Below are 15017 nucleotides of genomic sequence, written 5' to 3' on the forward strand. Positions count from 1 at the left end.
ATTATCAGCGATCCAGCACCTGATTCCGGAGTGTTTCGACCGCGCCGAGCACCTCGTGGATCATGTCGTCCGGCACGCCCATCTGATTCAGCGTATCGGCGAGATGGCCGGCGACCGCGATGAAATGCGTGTCGTCGAGCCCCTGCTCCCGCACCAGCTTTTTATAGGCCGCGCGCATATCGGCCTCGCTGAAGTGCTTCGGGCCGCCCAGCACCTGGGCCATGAAACGCTTCATCGTCTTGCTCAGCGCGGCCGTGTCGCGCCCCGCGACGAAGGCATCCAGACGGTCGTCTCCGGCGACCTTTCCCTGCAGGAGATCGACGGCCCCATCGACCGCCGCCTCGCCGCCGAGACGTTCATAGAGCGGTGCGGCGTCCGCCGCCGAATCGTCCTCGGCCGAGGAGGCGCGCTTGACGCTGGAGCGGGCGGATTCCTTGACCGCGCGCGGGCGATCCTTGTCCTTGCTCTTGTCCTTCTTCCGTCCCAGGTCCAGGCGCGGCCGGGTGCGCGTCGGCATGCTGGCGATGAATTCCTCGTCCAGCACCTTCTCAACATCGAGGACCGCGAGGAGTTGCCCTTCCAGCCGGAAGACGCCGGAACACAGGCGCCGCATGCGCTGGTCCAGCGTGACCGGCGGCTTATCGAAGGCCGCGCGCGGCAGGGAACGCACATCGCCGATCGAATCGACCAACAGGGTAAAGAGATCGCCATTATGCTCGACCGTGACCGACATCAGGCGGTTCTCGCTCGAAACCGGCGGGGCGCCCAGGCATTCGCGCAGATCGATGACGGTGACGATCCGGCCGCGCAGATTGAGGACACCCGCGATAGCGGAGGGCGCGCGGGGGACTGGCGTGATCTGCGTCGGCTCGACGATATCCTGGACGCGCAGGATCGGGATGCCGAACAGTTGATCGTCCACGATCATCGTGACGAGCTGCTCTTCGTCCTCGGCATTCATCTCATGAGACCTTGTCTTATCCGCGACGGCCAGGCTGGACATCGTCCATCCCTCCCTTTCTTCATACGATTCCTAGGAGGATAGCGGACCATCGCGATCCGGTGCCACCCATTCCGTCCCTATATTAGACCTTATCCAGGTTAATATCCTATTGACGCGAATGCCGCCGGTCCATGCCATCCCGGCATCCGCCCCGTGCCTTTCAGGGCATGGCGACCGAGAAACGAGCGATGGAGACGACGCATGGAGACCACGGCGCGGAATTGGCTGTTCGACGGGCCGGAGGACGCGACCTGGTGTCTGTGCCTTGCCCATGGGGCGGGCGCGCCGATGGATTCCGCCTTCATGACGGATATCGCCGCGCGCATCGCCGCGCATGGCATTCGGGTAATCCGCTTCGAATTTCCCTATATGGTCAGGCGCCGTCTGGAAGGAACCCGCCGCCCGCCGGACCGCCAGCCCGTGCTGCTCGACGCTTATCGCACCGTCGTTCACGATCTGCGCGCGAACCTCGCCGGCCCGGCATCGGCGCGTCTCGCCATCGGCGGCAAGAGCATGGGGGGACGCATGGCGAGCCTGATCGCGGCCGAGACCGGGGTGAATGCGCTGATCTGCCTTGGCTATCCATTCCACCCGCCGGGCAAGCCGGAGCGTACCCGAACCGCCCATCTGGAGACGCTGCGCACGCCCACGCTGATCTGTCAGGGGGAGCGTGACCCGTTCGGCCGGCGGGAGGAGGTCGAGGGCTATGCCCTCTCCCCCCATATCGATCTTTTCTGGGCACCGGACGGCGACCACGACCTTGCCCCCCGGAAAAAAAGCGGCCTCGACCATGCCGACACCCTGAACGACTCGGCCCGAACGATCGCCGAATTTCTAAAGCATTTCGTTTAAACTTTCCTTAAGGGGTTGGACGCTAGAACGCAGTCAGAATTTGGTTGAATGCGGGGCCAGCGCCACAATTGGCGAAACGCCGGCCGTGTTGGAGAACCCGGTAGCCATGAACGAGCACAGACTTCTCGCCGCCTATTCCGATCAAGGCGATGGATCACATTCCACCGGATCGGGCTCCGCCGAACCGCGACCCGACGCCGCCGAAATCAAGAAGCGTTCCGTCGTCATCGCCGGTCATCGAACCAGCATTTCCCTGGAAAACGCCTTCTGGGAAGCGCTTCGCGAATTGGCCGGCGCGCGTTCGATATCGGTCAACCAATTGGTTACGGAAATCGACCGCGGCCGACGCGGCAATCTGTCGAGCGCGATTCGAACCTACGTGCTGCTGGCGAAGACGTCCCGTTGAACGAGGTCCGCTCGGCTTACCGATTCCCGGAAATCCAGCTTCCCGCAGTGCGTACATCGAGGCTTGTCATCGGGCCCCGCGCCTCAAGTTCGAGATAGGACGAATCTGCCGACGGCTCGCGCACGCTGAATCGAACGTCGAGACGGTCCTCGGCGAGGTCCGCATCGATTCGACCGGCTGCCCGCGCGCCCGAGGCCTCGACCGCGAGATCGGGAATGCTCAGATGGCCCGCATCGAGCGTGAAGGTCCCCCCCAGCGCGCCTCCCTCGCCACCGAAATAGTCCGAAAGCTTGTTCGCCAGACGCTCGACCTGCGCGACACCGGCCGCCTGACCGGCGGCACCCGGCCGCACGGCGAGGGACGCCCGCCCATCAAGACGTCCTTCCCCCGACAGCCCCGCCCAGGGATCGACGAAGCCGACATCCCGGCCGATCAGTCGACCGGTCAATTGCGCCTCTCCATCGACGCGCACCAGCGGACCGATATCGCCCACCGCCCTGGCAAGATCGATCGAGGTCAGCCCGCCGCGCAGATCAAGATCGACTCCGCCCGCCGACGCGGCGGCGGCCAGCCCGGAGACATCCAGTGTCCCGCCAAGCAGGTTCAAACGTGCCGAATCGATCGCGATCGTTCGGGCGGCGTCGAACGGATGGGCGATTCGCGCGACACCCTGCACCCCATCGAAAGACCGCCCCCGGTTAAGCAACCGCCCCTGCGAGACCTGAAGACGGTACCCCCCCTCCCGCCCCGGGGAAAGAACGCCTCCGAGGGTGAGTTGATATCGCGCCTCGCCATCGATCGCCTGGGGCCCCGCTCCCAGATCGGCCCGGAACCCAAGACCGGCTGAGTTGCCATCGACCGTGGCGCGCAGAAATCCGGCCTCCACCGCGCGCGCGCGCTGGGTCCAATGCGGGCTGGCGCCGAAAGCCGCGGCGCTGGTGCCGAGATCGGGACCTTCCACCCGCAGCGCCAGACGCCAATCGACCCGCGCCTCCTCCACCGGAAACCGCAAAGCGGCGCGCAAGCCGATCGAGGCCACCTGGTCGACCGACAGGGTCACGCGCCGCTCGCCCTCGCGCGTGCCGAGGGTGAAGCGCGCGCCCTCATAAGCCCTGCGCGCGGCCGTCACCCGGCCGACATCGATATCGAACGCGATGGGGGCGCCAGCCAAGGCCTTGGCCCAGGCGCTGGCCCGGCTGAAGAATTGCACCATCTCTCCCGCCATGAAGGGGGCGGGGCGCCCGGCATCCGTCACCATGCCCCTCCCGGCCGCGTCGGCGGCTGGATCGGGGGAGGCCGGATCGGTGCCCGTCGGATCGTCCGACAGATCACCGCGATAGGCATCGATGTTCAGGCTATCGGCGTCGAAATCGACGGAAAGACGAGGCCCCCCCGTACCGGCTTCGAGATGGGCGGAACCGGACAGCGTCGCCGCGTCGATATCGGCCAGGATATCGCTGACGCGCAGGCTTTCCCGGTCCAGGACGGCCGAGGCCGACAAACGGACCGAGCGCAGCCGGTCGTCGGGGATGGCGCGAACCCAGGCCTCTTCCTCCCAACCAAGCCATTCGAGAACACGGCGCGCATCGTCCGATTGTAGCGCCAACTCGCCTTCGAACCGCGGCGCGTCCACGTCGGTGTCGATGAAACCGAAGACCGCCAGATCGGACCCGCCGGGAAGCAGCGCGCTCGCGCGCTCGATCAGGAGTTCGCCCGACGAGGCGGAGGCCCGTAAGGCCGCCTGCCGAACGACCCCGCCGGGTAGGCGCAGCGTGTCGGCGGAGATATCGAGCGTGGTGGCGATTCCGTCGAAGGCCCGCGAGGCGGCCGCAATGCTTCGCACCCGCGCCAGCAAGGCGGCGTGGAAAGCGGCGAAACGCGCGCTCAAGGCTTCCGGGAAGCGCGCGGGATCGTCGAGCGCCAACGGCCCCGCCTCGCCCGCCGGCCGTGTGTCGCCAAGGAGCGCGGGCAACGCGGCCTCCGAGCCCAGGGCCTCCCCCTCGCCATCCAGCAAATCCCCCCGGGCGGCCGACGCCGACGGTTCGTCGAGGCGGGTCAGATCGAGCGAGGCGAGCGACAAGGTCAGGTTCAGACGCGGCCGCCCCGCCAGGGAAAGCCCCAATCCGCCCGTCCCTCTGAGATCATCGGTGGAGGCGCTGGCCTGCTCCAGGCGGATGGTCTCCTCCGTCCGATCCGCGATCAACCGGCCCTCCAGCGTGACCGCGCCGGGCGCGATCCGTTCCGCCTCCGCCATCACGGCGCCCGGCAACCAGGGCAACGCGGTCAAGCGGCCGGCTGTAATGCGAAGATCGCCGGCGATACGCCCCCGATCCTCCCCGGAACTACGTCCGGAGAAGCTGAGCCGGGAAACACCCTGCGGATTGTCGGCGCGCACATCCGCCGCGCTCAACTCGACCCCGAGGCGTAACCCGTCATCGCGCGCCTGCATCCGGAAGCCACCCGAAAGCCGCCGCGAGGCGAGCGTGAAGGCGCCATCGAATCCGGTTTCCGCCGCGATGCCGCCGGCCCCCGGACGCACGGATAGCGTACCGTCGACATCGTCGAGCCGCACGGCCAGATTCTCGATCGGCGTGCCGCGAAAGACGCCATCGACGATTTCAAAGGGAATGGTGTTGAGCGCATCGGTGCCGCCGAGGAAATTCGGCGCCGCCGAACCGCCGTCACCGGAGGGCGCGGTCGCCCCGTCCGGCGATGCCCCCTCCGTGGCCGCGATCATTCGGTTGATATGGACTTCCGGTTCGACGAGGCGGACGCTTTTCAGGACGATAGAGCCCTTGATCAATTCACGCAGATCGAGCGAGGCGCGAACCCATCGCATGGTGGCCGCCGGCGCGTCCGCCGGGCCCAGCGTCACCTGGGTCGCGGTCAGGCGCGGACTCGGCAGCAGATCGACGGCGAGATTGCCATCGATCGCCAGGGGCATGTTCAGCCACGCCGCCGCCCCCTGTTCGATGTCAGGTTTCCAGGCATCCCAATCGACGAAACGGGGAGCGATGAAAAGCGCCCCGACAAGCCCGGCGCAGGCCAAGCCAGCCGCCCAATAAAGCCGTTTCATCCGGCCTCCCGTCCTGCTGGTCCCACCCGCTTGGTCCCCCCCGTATCGCCCCTGCCCCCGGGGCTCGGAATCGACCGCGTGTCCGCCCGCGCGCGCACCCGGGCGGCCGCCCAAGGGCGCCCGTCCCGTCATTTGCTATCGCGCGGCCTCCCCGCGTGGCGTTAAGATTACCCGAGGGCGACGGTCGATCAACCGTCGTCACCCGGAGACCGTCACCGAAGCGGCGCCCGCGGACACGGCCGCTTCCTATCCTCGGAGATCCCAGGATCATGGCCGACATCGTCAATCTGAAGACCTTCCGTAAGGAAAAGGCGCGCCGAGTGAAGGACGCCGAGGCCTCCGCCAACCGGACGAAGTTCGGCCGTACCAAGGCGGATAAGATACGCGAGCGCGAGGAGGAAGCGCGCGGGCGCGACAAGCACGAGGCCCATAGGATCGTGCGCGACGAGGACAACACCGACCCGGCGCGTTGACGCGGCCCCATACGGCCGGCAGGCGGGGACGACCGCCTTATTCCGCCGGCTGCGCCGTCGCGCCCGTCCCATCCGCCTTGCGCGCGCGCCGGGTCTGAATATTGGCGCGCACCATCAGCGCCGACGGCGTCACCAACAGCGTGAGCACCGTCGCGAAGGCAAGCCCGAAGACGATCGCGGTCGAGAGTTGCACCCACCATTGCGTGGACGGCGCGCCGATCGAGACGGTGCGGGCGACGAAGTCGATATTCGTCTGCAACACCATCGGCATCAGCCCCAGGATCGTCGTCACCGTGGTCAGCATGACCGGCCTGAGGCGCTGGGCGCCGGTGCGCAGGATCGCCTCGCGCGGGGTCGGGCTGGTCAGTTTCAAGCGGTCGAAGGTGTCGATCAGCACGATATTGTTGTTCACCACGATCCCGGCGAGCGCGATCACCCCGATCCCCGACATGACGATGCCGAACGGCTCGCCCATCGCCATGAGGCCGAGCAACACGCCGACGGTAGACATCACGACGGCAGAGAGGATCAGGAAGGCGGAATAGAAGCTGTTGAACTGGGTCACCAGGATCACCGCCATAAGGAACAACGCGACGGCGAAGGCCTGGACCAGGAATTCCTGCGCCTTCTTCTGCTCCTCGTCCTCGCCCTTGAACTCGACATTCACCCCCTCCGGCAAGCCAGGGTTCCCGTCCAGCCACGCCCGGATCTCGCGCACCTTGTCGTCGGGCAGAACCCCTTCGGCCACGTCGGCGCGCACATACATGATGCGCCGACTGTCGACCCGGTTGAGGACACCGGTCTGCTGCTGGGCCGAGCGCTCGACGAAATTGCCGACCGGCACCTGCCCCCGGCCGGTGTTGATGCGCAGCCGGTCGAGTTGGTCGATCGTGCGATACTCCTCCGGGAAGCGGGCGGAGATATCGACCTCGTCGTCGCTGTCGTCCGGACGGTATTCGCTGACCTTCAACCCCTTGGTGACGAGTTGGATGAAGCTGCCGATCAGGCTGATATCCGCGTCGAACTTGGCCGCTTGCGCCCGATCGACGCTAAGCTTCCATTCGATGCCGGGGATCGGCCGGGAATCCTCCAGATCGACGAGGCCCGGCATGGATTCCAAACGGTCGCGTATCACCCGGACCGCGTCGTCGAGCTTGCTGGGGTCACGGGCGGAGAGTTGGACATGGACCGGCTTGCCCGTCGGCGGCCCGGCCTCGGGCTCGCGCACCTCGACCCATAGGCCGGCCAGATCGGCGGTGCGTTCGCGGATCTCGCGCTTGATGGCGGCGGCCGGACGCCGTTCCTCCCAATCGACGAATTCGAGCTGAATCTTGCCGATGATGTCCTCGGCCTCGTCGTCGCGATTCTGGAAGATGCCGGCGGCGGTGTAGATGGTATGGAATTCGCCGCGTTCCGCCTGCATGGCCAGCAGGTCGGCCTCGACCTCGCGCACCAACGCATCCTTCTCGCGCACCGCCATGTTGCCGCGCGCATGGATGTTCACGATCAATTGCTCGGGCTCGACACTCGGGAAGAATTCCACGCCCTTGCCAAACTGACCATAGGCGGCATAGACGCCGACGAGGGACAGTAAGGAGACGAACAGCACCGTCCCCGGCGCTCGCAGCATCAAGCCCAGCAGCTTCAGATACCCGCCCGTGAAACCGCCGATCCGGTCAAGCGGCGTGCGGTCCTCATCCGCCTCGGCGGCCAGGGCCTTGGCCCGCTCGGGGTCGATGTCCTGGCGCTCCACCAAACGGCCGGCGATACCGCCCAGCCACCAGCCGAGCACGAGGCCGGCCACCCCCGCGACCCCGGTGACAATCAGCGCCATCCACCCGAGCACGGATCCGGTCAGTCCCATGGCGATGCCGACCAGCGCGGCCGCGACGGCGAGCGTGAGGACGATGCGCACCACCCCGCCGAGCCGCGCGCCCAGCACCGGCACGAAGATCAGGGCCATGGCGAGCGAGGCGGACAGTGTCGCGATCAGCGTGATCGGCAGGAACTTCATGAACTCGCCGACGATGCCGGGCCAGAACAGCAACGGCAGGAAGGCCGCCAGCGTCGTGGCGGTGGAGGCGATGATGGGCCAGGCCATGCGCTTGGCCGCCAGACCGTAGGCGACATCCTTGCTCTCGCCCTCGGCGAGCTTCCGGTCGGCATATTCCGTCACCACGATGGCGCCGTCGACCAGCATGCCGACCGCCAGGATGAGCGAGAACAGCACGACGATATTGACCGTCAACCCGGCGATCGACAGCACCAGGATACCGGCCAGGAAAGAGCCTGGAATCGCGATCCCGACCAGAAGGCCGCCGCGCACGCCCAGCGCACCGACGATCACCACCATGACCAGCAGAACGGCCGAGATGACGTTGTTCTGCAGGTCCTTCAGCATGGTGCGGATATCCTCCGACTTATCCTGGCTGAAGGAGACCTCGACGGTCTCCGGGAAGCGCGTCGCGGCTTCCGTCACGAGGGCGCGCACCGCCTCGATCGTCTCGATGATATTCTCGCCCGTGCGCTTGGAGACCTCCAGACCGATGGCGCGCTCGCCATCGACGCGGGCGAATTGCGTCGGGTCCTTGAAGGTACGCCGCACCTCGGCCAGATCGCGCACCCGCACGACCGATTCACCGGAACTGACCAGGGGCTGGTTCAGGATGTCGTCCACGCTTTCATAGAGGCCCGGCACCTTGATCGAGAACCGCCCGGCGCCCGTGTCGAGCGCGCCGGCGGCGATCAATTGGTTGGAGCGGTCGATCTTGTTGAAGAGGTCGGCCGGCTCCAGCCCATAGCTTTCGACCTCCGCCGGATCGATCAGCAGTTCGACGGATTCCTCCCGGTCGCCGGTGATCCTGGCTTCCAGGACGGAGGGGATCGATTCGATCTCGTCCTGCAGGGTGCGGGCGAGGCGCAGCAGCGTGCGCTCCGGCGCCGGACCGGAAAGCGTCACGACCAGGACGGGGAAAAGGCTCAGATTGACCTCGTTCACCGTCGGCTCGTCGGTCTCCTCCGGCAATTCGGGCTTCGCGATATCGACCTTCTCGCGCACATCCTGGAGCGCCTCGTCGGCGTCGAAGCCGGCCTCGAACTCGGCCAGCACGTTGGCCCCGCCCTGATAGCCGGTGGAGCGCAGCTCCTTCAGCCCCTCGATCGACTGCATCTGCTGTTCCATCGGCCGGACGAGCAGACGCTCCGCATCCTCGGGCGAGATGCCCTCGTGATGCATCGAGACATAGATGATCGGGATATTGACGTCCGGGTCGGCTTCCTTGGGGATCGTCGCATAGGCGATGAAGCCCGCGATCAGAATGAACAGCAGCAGCGACAGGACGGTGCGGGAGCGGTCGAGCGCCGCGTCGATCGGGCTCATTGGGCGTTCCCCACGTCGCCGCCCTCGCCCTGACTGACGCGCGGCGGGGTATCTTCATCGATCGGATCGGCTTCGATCCTGGGGCCGTTGGCATCCTCGAAGACATCGTCCTGCATCGGGCGCACCGTCGCGCCGACGCCGACATACTCCTGGCCGAGAGTAATGATCGTGAGAGTCGTCGGCAGGCCCGTAACCCACATCCTGTCCGCCCGATCCTCCAGGATCCGCACGGGATGGAAAACCACCTTGTCGTCCGCATCGACCGCCTTGACGCCGACGCGGCCGGCATCGTCCAGGGTCAGCACGGCGGGACTCAGGGAATGGGCCAGCCGCTCGCGCGTCGGCAGGCGCACGCTGGCGGTGACGCCATCGCGCAGGCGGAAATCGGGATTTGGCAGTTCGATCTCCACCTCGAAGGTCCGGGTTTCCTCCGTGGCGGTGGGGGCGAGACGCCGCACCGTGCCGGTCAGCGACTGCCCCGACATCAGGTCGACCGTCGCCTCGGTACCGACCTCGATCTCCTCGATCTCGCGTTCGGATACCTGAACCGTCACCAGCATCGGGTCGAGATCGACGAGGCGTAGCAACGCCGTGCCGGTCTGGGCGAAATCGCCGGCCTCGACCAGCTTCTCCTCCACCCGTCCGGCGAAGGGCGCGGTGATCTCGGTCTTGGATATCTCCACCTGGATGCGTTCGAGCTGCGCTTGGGCGGCCTCCAACTGGGCGCGGGACTGGGCCTTGGCGGTCTCGGACTGGAAGCCTTTCTTGGAGAGCTTGTCGGCGGCGTTGAACTCGATCTCGCGCTGCGTCACCAACGCCCGCGCCTCGCGAAGCTGCGCCATGCGGTCGTCGGTCGCCAACCGGGCCACCGTCTGCCCCGTCTCGATCCGGTCGCCTAGATCGACGCCGATCTCGACCACGCGGCCCACCGTCTCCGCGCTCAACACCGCGCGACGGTCGGCCTCGGTCTTGCCGGTCAGGCGCATATGCGCGCGGCGCGGCTCGGCGACACTGTCCTGGACGCGTACCGCGACGGCCTTGCCGTCCGGCATGTTTGCCGGAGAAGGAGCGGACATCCCCCCGGACCCGACCTTTTCCCCCTCGTCCTGCATGGGAGCGCCCGCCACGGGGGGCCGTTGGCTTTCCATATCCCCGCTCATGATCCAGGCCGCCGCGCCCGCGGCCAGCATCACCGCGATCAATACGGAGGGACGAACCGGCAGGCGTCGGCGCTTCGGGCGGCCACCGCCATTGGTCTCGATATTCTTCGGGTGCTCGCTCATCCGCCGCTACTCCGCCGCGTTGGTCTCGCGCCGCGCCGTTACCCGGTCGATCAGCGCCGCCTTGTTGTCGTTCAAGTAGTCGCGCGCCGTCTGATAGACGGCCTGCCCGAAACCGCATACGAAATCCGGACCGGCACCGCCGGCGCCACAGATATCCGCGCCACGCACCGACATATGCGCCAATTTCTCGTCATAGAAGGCGATGCGCGCATCGATCAGCCCCTCCAACCGTTCCGGCGACATATGATCCGCGAAGAACAGGATGAACAGCAGATCCGACTTATAGCGATCCTCCGCCGGGGCCTTACCGAGCGCATCGAGAAGCGCCGCGAAGCCGCGCTCATTGATGCGGTAGACTTTCTTGTCCGGCCGCTTCTCCTGCGCCTGTTCGCTGCAATCGATCAGCCCGTCGGCCGTCAAGCGGTTGAGGGCGGGATATATGGAACCGAAACCACCTTCGGCGAAATGGCTGAATGGGCCTTCCTCGAAATGCTTGCGGATCTCGTAGCCGCTCGATTCGCCCATCGCCAGAACGCCGAGACATGTGGTTTTCACATCCATTTCGCACCATCCCCTTTCCGAACGGGGGGCACATAGCCTCAAGCCCTTCCTATATCAAGCCATAATATATCAATTTGATATAAAAATAACGTGCGACACATCCATGGTATATCCAACTTGCCGTTCTCACGGGATGCGGCCAGACTTTCGGGCATGACCGCCTTCGATCCTCGCCTTCCTCGAAATCAGGACCCGCGCCTCAAGCGCCTAGGATCGATACGCGCCCTCTATTTCTCGCCCGACCGGCATCAGGCGGCGGCCATGGCGAACCTTCTGCGCGAGGAGGGATTGCGGAACCTCGAACCGTTCCACGACGCTGAATCGCTCGCCAATGCGATCATGCGCGATGCGCCGCACCTCACCCTGCTCGACATGGACGGGGAGGACGACGCCCTGGTGGAGATCGTTCGCCGGGTGCGGCGCGCGCGCCTCGGCGGCGACCCGTTCCTCGTGGCGGTCGCCTGTCGATCCGGCGTGACGAAGGATCTCGCGGGACGCTACGCGGCCGCCGGCTTCGACCAGATCCTGAACAAGCCCTTCCCACCCGAGACGGCGATCGAAAGTCTGCGCGCGCTCGCCGCGCAGCCGCGCCGCTTCGTCGCGACCAGGGCCTATATCGGACCGGACCGGCGGTTCAAGTTGCGCGATATCGCGCAGGACGGCACGATCGAGGTTCCCGGGCGCCTCAAGGCCATATTGGAGGGGGCCCCACTCGACCGGGAGGGCTATATGGCCCGGATCGTGACCTGGCGGGGAATGGTGTCGCGGGTTTCAAGCGATTAGAGCGTGCCATGACATGGCACGCCGCGCCGGTCGGGCGCCGGTCGGTCAATTGTCCTTGGCTTCCTCGATCCAGGGGATGGGGGCGACGGGCACCCCCTCCTCGACCAGATCGCGCGTCTCGTCCGCGCTCGCCTCTCCGTAGATCGCGCGCTTCTCCGTCTCGCCGTAATGAATGCGCCGCGCTTCCTCCGCGAAACGCTCGCCGACATTCTCCGCATTGGTTTCGACATGGCGGCGAAAGGCGCGCAGCGTCTCCCGCATGGCCCGGTCCCGGTCCCGGCGCGCGGCGTCGCGTTGCTCGGAACTGGCGATATTGGGCGCGCTCAAGGCCCGTTCCAAATTGGAATCGCCGCAGACCGGACACTCGATCCGGCGCCTCTTCAAATCCTTCTCGAAACTGGTGCTATCGTGGAACCAGCCCTCGAATTCATGATCCTTGCTGCATCGTAGATTGAAGGAAATCATGCGTCGCGACCCTCTCGACGGACCGGTCGCGCGCCCTGCATGGGCGGCCCCTTTCCGTCCGACTGAAATATATTTGGCGTCATACCCCTGAAACGGCAAGTCAATCCGGTGACCAGACGATGACGACCCCGCATGACCACAGCCGCCCAAGCCCCTGGATCGCGCGATTCGCGGATGACGTACCGGAGGGGGGAGCGATCCTCGACCTCGCCTGCGGCGCGGGGCGGCACGGCCGGCATTTCCTGGCGCGCGGCCATGCCGTCACCTTTCTCGACCGTGATATCGGGCGGCTTCACGATCTGCGCGGCGTGGACGGCGCGCGGATCGTCGAGGCCGATCTGGAGACGGACGGCCCCTTCCCGCTCGACGGGGAACGCTTCGCGGCGGTGGTCGTCGTCAACTATCTCTGGCGGCCGATCCTGAAGGATATCCCGCGGCTGGTCGCGCCGGGCGGCCTGTTGCTCTATGAGACCTTCATGGCCGGGAACGAGGCACTGGGACGGCCGCGCAATCCCGATTTCCTGTTACGCCCCGGAGAGTTGCGCGACCTCGCCGCCCCGGCGTTCGACATCCTGGCCTTCGAGGAAGGCCGGACCGAAAGCCCCGCGCCCGCTATCAAGCAATGGATCGCGGCGCGCCGGCGGGAATGACCCCCGCCCTATTCCATTCGACCTATTCCGCCGCCAGCCCGACACGCCTGGGCCGCGCGTAGTCCCGGTCATTGGAAAGGGAGGGCACCATGCCGCGCACCCGGGCGACCTCCGCCATATCGATCTCGGCCAGCGCGAGGCCCGGGTCCTCCCCGGCGTCCGCCAGCACCTCGCCCCAGGGGGCGACGATCAGCGCGTGCCCGAAGGTCTCCCGCCCGTCCTCGTGATCGCCGCATTGGGCGGGGGCCATCAGGAAACAGCCATTCTCGATCGCGCGCGCGCGCAACAGGATATGCCAATGCGCCCGGCCGGTCTTGCGCGTGAAGGCCGCCGGCACCGCCAGCATCTTCGCGCCCGCCTGGGCCAGATCGCGATACAGGTGCGGGAAGCGCACGTCATAGCACACGCTCATCCCGAACCCGCCCCAGGGTGTCTCGACCAGTTCGGCATGATCGCCGGGGCGATAGCCGTTGCTCTCGCGATAGCTCTCCCCGCCCTCCAGATCGACGTCGAACATATGGATCTTGTCGTAGCGGCCGCGAATCTCGCCTTTCGGGTCGATCATGAAGCCGCGATTGGCAAGGCGCTCCTCCCCCTCGATCCGAAGGGCGAGCGAGCCGACATGAAGCCAGATGCCGAGTTCCGCCGCCAGATCCCGGAACCCCTTGAGGCTCGGGTCGTCCGCCTCGTAATGGGCGGCGGCGACCGCGTCCTTGCGGCGCACCTGCATCAGGTTCACCACCTCCGGCAGGCCGACGAGATCGGCGCCCTTGGACGCCGCCTCGCGCACCAACTCTCCGGCGAGCGTCAGGTTACGCGCCGGATCGGTCGTCGAGCAGAGTTGCGCGGCCGCGACCGTCAGGCGCTCCGCGCTCATGCCGCGCTCGCCAACAGCTTGTCGAGCTCGCCCTCGTCGTCGAGCCGATGGAGCTTGTCGCAATCGCCGACATACTTACCGTCGATGAAGACCTGCGGAACCGTCGTGGCGCCGCCCGTGCGCTCGGTCATCTCGTCCTTGCGGCCATCCTCTTCCCAGATGTTGTATTCGACGAAGTCGATCGACTTCTTGCCGAGCAGCTTCTTCGCCTTGAAGCAGAAGCCGCACATCGGACGAGTATAAATCTCAACATGCGCCATGTTTCGCGCCTTTCATTCGATGAATCGCCGTGGGAGGAAGCCGGGAGGGCGGCATGCCCCCCGCGCGCGCCTCTCGCCACGCGGGCAGGATATAGGAAGTGGCCGGGGAAATGCCACCGCCATCGCATGCGGCTGGAAAGGCCCCTCGCCTCAGCCCGCCCGAACCACCCGGGCGACCGCCAGCAGATCGCAGGAAGCCGCGCCCGCGCGCTTGAGCAGCTTGGCGCAGGCCTCCGCCGTCGCGCCCGTGGTCATCACATCGTCGATCAGCAGCACCCGTTTCCCCGCCAGCATCGCGCGGCAGCCGGGGCGAAGCGCGAAGGCCCCGGCGACATTGCGCCGCCGCCCCGCGGGCGAGAGCCGCCCCTGGCTCGGCGTATCACGGCGCCGGACCAGCAGGTCGGGCACCGCCCGCCGACCCGTCCTTCGCCCCAGTTCAAGCGCGAGCAGCGCCGCCTGATTATAGCGCCGCGACCAGAGCCGCCGCCGATGCAGCGGCACCGGCGCGATCAGGTCCGCATCGGCCAGCAACTCCGCCCCCGCCCGCGCCATCCAGGCGGCGAGGCTGGGCGCGTAGTCGGTACGGTCGCCATGCTTGAAATCCAGCAGCATGGACCGGCTGGCCTCGTCATAGGCGAAAACGGCGCGCGCCCTGTCGAAGGCCGGCGGATCGGCGAGGCACCGTCCGCAGGTCACCGGCTCGCCGAAATCCAATTCGAACGGATAGCCGCAGCGCACGCAAAGCGGCGGGGCGAGGAACGAGACCTCGGCCCAGCAACCGGCGCAAAGCACGCCGTCCCGCCCGACCACCGTGCCGCAGGAGAGACAGCGCGGCGGCAACAGCCCGTCGCGCACCGCCCGGCCAATCGATAGACCCGCCCGGAGAAGGCGTCCCCGAAGGAAGGGCACGGCCGCGATATCGCGTTCGCTCGTCACGTCATGGCCCCTC

At 66.7% G+C, this 15017-nt stretch carries 14 protein-coding genes; 5 read left to right on the forward strand and 9 right to left on the reverse strand.

What is annotated here, in order from left to right; translation table 11 throughout:
- Positions 1-4: 4 nt before the first annotated feature.
- Entirely contained in the window at positions 5-1003 is a 999-nt protein-coding gene (locus KAJ83_RS10245) for a chemotaxis protein CheW (protein WP_210681973.1), read from the reverse strand.
- Positions 1004-1204: 201 nt separating this feature from the next.
- On the opposite strand from KAJ83_RS10245, the gene KAJ83_RS10250 reads away from it, so the two are divergent.
- On the forward strand, positions 1205-1855 hold the full coding sequence (locus KAJ83_RS10250) for an alpha/beta family hydrolase (protein ID WP_210681974.1): 651 nt from the start codon (positions 1205-1207) through the stop codon (positions 1853-1855).
- Positions 1856-1961: 106 nt separating this feature from the next.
- On the forward strand, positions 1962-2261 hold the full coding sequence (locus KAJ83_RS19300) for a ribbon-helix-helix domain-containing protein (RefSeq protein ID WP_210681975.1): 300 nt from the start codon (positions 1962-1964) through the stop codon (positions 2259-2261).
- A 16-nt stretch (positions 2262-2277) separates the two neighbouring features.
- Here the strand turns inward: KAJ83_RS19300 and KAJ83_RS10260 are convergent, their stop codons facing one another.
- Entirely contained in the window at positions 2278-5337 is a 3060-nt protein-coding gene (locus KAJ83_RS10260) for an AsmA family protein (protein ID WP_210681976.1), read from the reverse strand.
- Between the two features lie 269 nt (positions 5338-5606).
- Here KAJ83_RS10260 and KAJ83_RS10265 point away from each other — a divergent pair, with 269 nt between their 5' ends.
- On the forward strand, positions 5607-5810 hold the full coding sequence (locus KAJ83_RS10265) for a DUF4169 family protein (RefSeq protein WP_210681977.1): 204 nt from the start codon (positions 5607-5609) through the stop codon (positions 5808-5810).
- 37 nt (positions 5811-5847) lie between these two features.
- Here the strand turns inward: KAJ83_RS10265 and KAJ83_RS10270 are convergent, their stop codons facing one another.
- Genes KAJ83_RS10270 through KAJ83_RS10280 form a run of 3 tightly spaced genes read right to left on the reverse strand, consistent with a single transcriptional unit; the run spans position 5848 to position 11033 of the window.
- Positions 5848-9189, reverse strand: a complete 3342-nt coding sequence (locus tag KAJ83_RS10270) for an efflux RND transporter permease subunit (RefSeq protein WP_210681978.1) — start codon at positions 9187-9189, stop codon at positions 5848-5850.
- Entirely contained in the window at positions 9186-10472 is a 1287-nt protein-coding gene (locus KAJ83_RS10275; protein ID WP_210681979.1) for an efflux RND transporter periplasmic adaptor subunit, read from the reverse strand. Before KAJ83_RS10275 ends, KAJ83_RS10270 begins: the two co-directional genes overlap by 4 nt.
- A 6-nt stretch (positions 10473-10478) precedes the next feature.
- Positions 10479-11033, reverse strand: coding sequence for a PadR family transcriptional regulator (locus KAJ83_RS10280; RefSeq protein WP_210681980.1), 555 nt, complete (start codon positions 11031-11033; stop codon positions 10479-10481).
- A 153-nt stretch (positions 11034-11186) separates the two neighbouring features.
- Between KAJ83_RS10280 and KAJ83_RS10285 the strand changes: the two genes are divergently transcribed.
- The gene (locus KAJ83_RS10285) at positions 11187-11816 is read left to right on the forward strand and encodes a response regulator (RefSeq protein ID WP_210681981.1); all 630 of its coding nucleotides are present in this window, start codon (positions 11187-11189) and stop codon (positions 11814-11816) included.
- Between the two features lie 45 nt (positions 11817-11861).
- On the opposite strand, the gene KAJ83_RS10290 is transcribed toward KAJ83_RS10285, so the two are convergent.
- Entirely contained in the window at positions 11862-12281 is a 420-nt protein-coding gene (locus KAJ83_RS10290) for a DUF1178 family protein (RefSeq protein WP_210681982.1), read from the reverse strand.
- A 119-nt stretch (positions 12282-12400) separates the two neighbouring features.
- On the opposite strand from KAJ83_RS10290, the gene KAJ83_RS10295 reads away from it, so the two are divergent.
- Entirely contained in the window at positions 12401-12931 is a 531-nt protein-coding gene (locus KAJ83_RS10295) for a class I SAM-dependent methyltransferase (RefSeq protein WP_210681983.1), read from the forward strand.
- A gap of 22 nt (positions 12932-12953) precedes the next feature.
- On the opposite strand, the gene KAJ83_RS10300 is transcribed toward KAJ83_RS10295, so the two are convergent.
- The 3 genes from KAJ83_RS10300 to KAJ83_RS10310 form a co-directional block, all read right to left on the reverse strand.
- Entirely contained in the window at positions 12954-13808 is an 855-nt protein-coding gene (locus KAJ83_RS10300; RefSeq protein WP_210681984.1) for a carbon-nitrogen hydrolase family protein, read from the reverse strand.
- Positions 13805-14068, reverse strand: coding sequence for a glutaredoxin 3 (gene grxC / locus KAJ83_RS10305; RefSeq protein WP_210681985.1), 264 nt, complete (start codon positions 14066-14068; stop codon positions 13805-13807). The genes KAJ83_RS10300 and grxC overlap by 4 nt, the downstream gene beginning before the upstream one ends.
- Before the next feature lie 150 nt (positions 14069-14218).
- Positions 14219-15004, reverse strand: coding sequence for a ComF family protein (locus KAJ83_RS10310; protein WP_343221983.1), 786 nt, complete (start codon positions 15002-15004; stop codon positions 14219-14221).
- Positions 15005-15017 lie beyond the last annotated feature (13 nt).

The organism is Marivibrio halodurans (assembly GCF_017963645.1).
GTDB classification, from domain to species: Bacteria; Pseudomonadota; Alphaproteobacteria; order UBA8366; family Aestuariispiraceae; genus Marivibrio; species Marivibrio halodurans.

Excerpts from the sequence above, each read along its gene's own strand:
- KAJ83_RS10295 (WP_210681983.1), top strand. The coding sequence starts at position 12,401 with ATGACGACCCCGCATGACCACAGCCGCCCAAGCCCCTGGATCGCGCGA.
- KAJ83_RS10260 (WP_210681976.1), bottom strand. The coding sequence starts at position 5,337 with ATGAAACGGCTTTATTGGGCGGCTGGCTTGGCCTGCGCCGGGCTTGTC.
- KAJ83_RS10245 (WP_210681973.1), bottom strand. The coding sequence starts at position 1,003 with ATGTCCAGCCTGGCCGTCGCGGATAAGACAAGGTCTCATGAGATGAAT.
- KAJ83_RS10280 (WP_210681980.1), bottom strand. The coding sequence starts at position 11,033 with ATGGATGTGAAAACCACATGTCTCGGCGTTCTGGCGATGGGCGAATCG.
- KAJ83_RS10270 (WP_210681978.1), bottom strand. The coding sequence starts at position 9,189 with ATGAGCCCGATCGACGCGGCGCTCGACCGCTCCCGCACCGTCCTGTCG.
- KAJ83_RS19300 (WP_210681975.1), top strand. The coding sequence starts at position 1,962 with ATGAACGAGCACAGACTTCTCGCCGCCTATTCCGATCAAGGCGATGGA.
- KAJ83_RS10250 (WP_210681974.1), top strand. The coding sequence starts at position 1,205 with ATGGAGACCACGGCGCGGAATTGGCTGTTCGACGGGCCGGAGGACGCG.
- KAJ83_RS10265 (WP_210681977.1), top strand. The coding sequence starts at position 5,607 with ATGGCCGACATCGTCAATCTGAAGACCTTCCGTAAGGAAAAGGCGCGC.
- KAJ83_RS10285 (WP_210681981.1), top strand. The coding sequence starts at position 11,187 with ATGACCGCCTTCGATCCTCGCCTTCCTCGAAATCAGGACCCGCGCCTC.
- grxC (WP_210681985.1), bottom strand. The coding sequence starts at position 14,068 with ATGGCGCATGTTGAGATTTATACTCGTCCGATGTGCGGCTTCTGCTTC.
- KAJ83_RS10275 (WP_210681979.1), bottom strand. The coding sequence starts at position 10,472 with ATGAGCGAGCACCCGAAGAATATCGAGACCAATGGCGGTGGCCGCCCG.
- KAJ83_RS10290 (WP_210681982.1), bottom strand. The coding sequence starts at position 12,281 with ATGATTTCCTTCAATCTACGATGCAGCAAGGATCATGAATTCGAGGGC.
- KAJ83_RS10300 (WP_210681984.1), bottom strand. The coding sequence starts at position 13,808 with ATGAGCGCGGAGCGCCTGACGGTCGCGGCCGCGCAACTCTGCTCGACG.